This window comes from Photobacterium sp. OFAV2-7, assembly GCF_022347985.1.
Classification (GTDB): domain Bacteria; phylum Pseudomonadota; class Gammaproteobacteria; order Enterobacterales; family Vibrionaceae; genus Photobacterium.
On record NZ_JAKRFQ010000703.1, the window covers coordinates 1 to 2,809 of the forward strand.

Below are 2,809 nucleotides of genomic sequence, written 5' to 3' on the forward strand. Positions count from 1 at the left end.
TGTCCTGACGACCACGACGACCGCGCGGCGAATCATCATTAATACGCTCTTCATGGCGACGAACTGCACGGCGGATCTGGCGAACCCCTTTCTTACGCTTCTGGCCTTCTACCGTCAGCATGGTGTTCTCTTCCGGCTTCAGCTCGACCATTTCACGCAGATAGTTCACTTCCTTCAGCTCAAGCTCCATCCAGCCCCCACGCGGAATGTCCTTGGTCAGGAAGATATCGCCGTAGCGAACACGCTTCAGGCGGCTTACCGTCACACCCTGAGAGTCCCACAGGCGGCGAACCTCACGATTACGGCCTTCAGTCAGCATAACGTAGAACGTATGGTTCATCCCTTCACCGCCGGCATACACCACGTCTTCGAAGCGCGCCATACCATCTTCCAGCTCAACACCGTTAACCAGATTCTTGATCATCTGCTCATTGACGTCACCAAACACACGTACCATGTATTCACGCTCAACGCGATGGCTCGGGTGCATCAATCGGTTTGCCAACTCACCGTCGGTAGTGAAAAGCAACAAACCTGACGTGTTCGCATCCAGACGGCCGACAGACACCCAACGGCCCGACTCCAGGCGCGGAAGGCGATCGAAAACAGTACGACGACCATCAGGATCGTGGCGCGTACATAACTCACCTTCAGGCTTGTTATAGGCAAGTACGCGACACACTTCTTCAGAAGGTGCAACTAGATTGATTTTATGTCCATCAATGCGAACAATTGAATCATGACCGTCTTCAAGACGATCGCCTAGCTTTGCGGTCTTGCCATCAATGCTTACCCGGCCATTTTGAATCATTAATTCAAGCTCGCGGCGGGAACCTTGGCCTGAACGAGCCAGCACCTTCTGTAATTTTTCACTCATTTGGATAAACCTTTGTCGCCTTCACAGGCGTCGAAATATCATCAAATATACCGGCAGCACGCTTATCAAGCCTCTTCGGCTGTATCTGCACACTGCTTGGTATCACGCCCTAAGCCCTCTTAAAGCGACCGTGGATTATGCCAAAAGCTTGATGCAGATACCACCGAAAAGACGGATTAGATAGCCATCAGCAACGACTTCTTTTCTGTCCGGAGCAACCAATAAGAAACGTAATGCTTATTGCTTAAACGACTATTCGAACGGAGCGGGATCCCCGGCACCGACACGCGCCACTTCCATCTCGTCATTACTGAAGTCAATCACCGTTGTCGGCTGCTCGCCCAGGTAACCGCCGTTGATAATTAAATCGACGGCATGCTCCAGCTTATCGCGGATTTCATCCGGATCAGACTCGGCGACATCGCTATCAGGCAGGATCAACGAGGTCGACATCATCGGCTCGCCCAGCGCCTCAAGCAAAGCCAGGGCGATGGCATTATCAGGCACTCGAATACCTATGGTCTTACGCTTGGGATTCATCAGGCGACGCGGTACTTCCTTGGTCCCTTTGAAAATAAACGTATAGGCGCCCGGCGTATTGTTACGCAGCAAGCGGAACGCCGTATTATCGACGCGGGCATACAACGACAGCTCTGACAGGTCACGACACAACAGCGTAAAGTTATGCTTGTCATTAAGACGACGGATCTGGCAGATACGCTCCAGCGCTTGCTTGTTTTCCAACTGGCAACCCAGGGCATACCCCGAGTCTGTCGGGTAAACAATCACCCCACCATTGCGAATAATTGCCACTGCCTGGTTGATCAGGCGGTTTTGCGGTGTTTCGGGGTGAACGTAAAAAAATTGGCTCATTGTTCCTCCTAGGATAGTTCCGTTCTCTGCGGAACCTCATCATCAACCCGCTTCTTTTCGACACTCCACGTTTGCCAGACCTCAGTCACTCCTTTTGGCAACCAGAGATTGCGCCCAAGTTCGGTCCATGGAGAGGCATAGTGAAAGTCAGAACCTTGCGAAGCGAGCAAGTTATATTCTATCGAGTAGTCAGCAAGTGTCCTGCGCTCCTGCTGAGATTGCTGGGGTTGTGCAACCTCCATTGCATCCCCATTGGCTTCAACGAACGCCGTCAGCAGGCGTTTCAACCACTTTGCCGTCATCTTGTAGCGGCCCGGGTGTGCCAATACCGCCTGGCCTCCGGCAGCATGAATGGCCTCGACGGCCTCGGCAATCGAGCACCAGCTGGGCGGTACATAACCCGGGTTGTTTCGGGTCAGGAATTTTTTGAACACCGCCTGCATATTTTTGGCATAACCTTGTTCTACCAGCCACTGCGCAAAATGGGCCCGCGTCAGCGTCGCACCGCCGGCCAGCGCCTTGGCTCCGGCCAGCGCACCCGGCATACGGTTTTTCTCGAGCCGCTCGGCAATCAACGCAGCCCGTGTCTCACGCCGTGCCGCCTGCTCGGCGATCATGGTAGTGATGGCCGGGTGTTCGTGGTCTATGTTCAAGCCGACAATGTGAATATCAAAATTTCGCCAAAGTGTCGATATTTCAATACCTTTGATGAGAGTTAGAGGCAAATTTTCTGCATCGATTGCCTGCTGTGCCGATTCAAGGCCTGCCACGGTATCGTGATCTGTGATCGCAAGCACATCAACACGTCGTTCAACCGCTCTTCTTACCAGCTCTTCCGGCGCTAAACGGCCATCCGATGCTGTGGTATGGCTATGTAAATCAAACAACATAAATTTATTTTCTTGACATTATTTTCATGAACTAGTTTACTAGTACGCAGTTACCCAGTAATCAAATTACAGGATATTTACATGTTACAGCAAATTCATCATCAGCTCTGCGCTTTCTTTTCTTGGTGGTGGCACTTCCCTCTGCGGGTGGTGTGATTTGCTGTGCCTA

General features: G+C 52.0%; 3 protein-coding genes. All 3 read right to left on the reverse strand.

Going from position 1 to position 2,809, the window contains the following annotated elements:
- Positions 1 to 877: 23S rRNA pseudouridine(2605) synthase RluB (gene rluB, locus MHN01_RS23295; protein WP_239413738.1), on the reverse strand; the 877-nt coding region annotated here is incomplete at its 3' end.
- Between the two features lie 252 nt (positions 878 to 1,129).
- Positions 1,130 to 1,750, reverse strand: coding sequence for an L-threonylcarbamoyladenylate synthase (locus MHN01_RS23300; protein ID WP_239413739.1), 621 nt, complete (start codon positions 1,748 to 1,750; stop codon positions 1,130 to 1,132).
- A gap of 8 nt (positions 1,751 to 1,758) precedes the next feature.
- Positions 1,759 to 2,640, reverse strand: coding sequence for a PHP domain-containing protein (locus MHN01_RS23305; protein WP_239413740.1), 882 nt, complete (start codon positions 2,638 to 2,640; stop codon positions 1,759 to 1,761).
- Between the last annotated feature and the right edge of the window lie 169 nt (positions 2,641 to 2,809).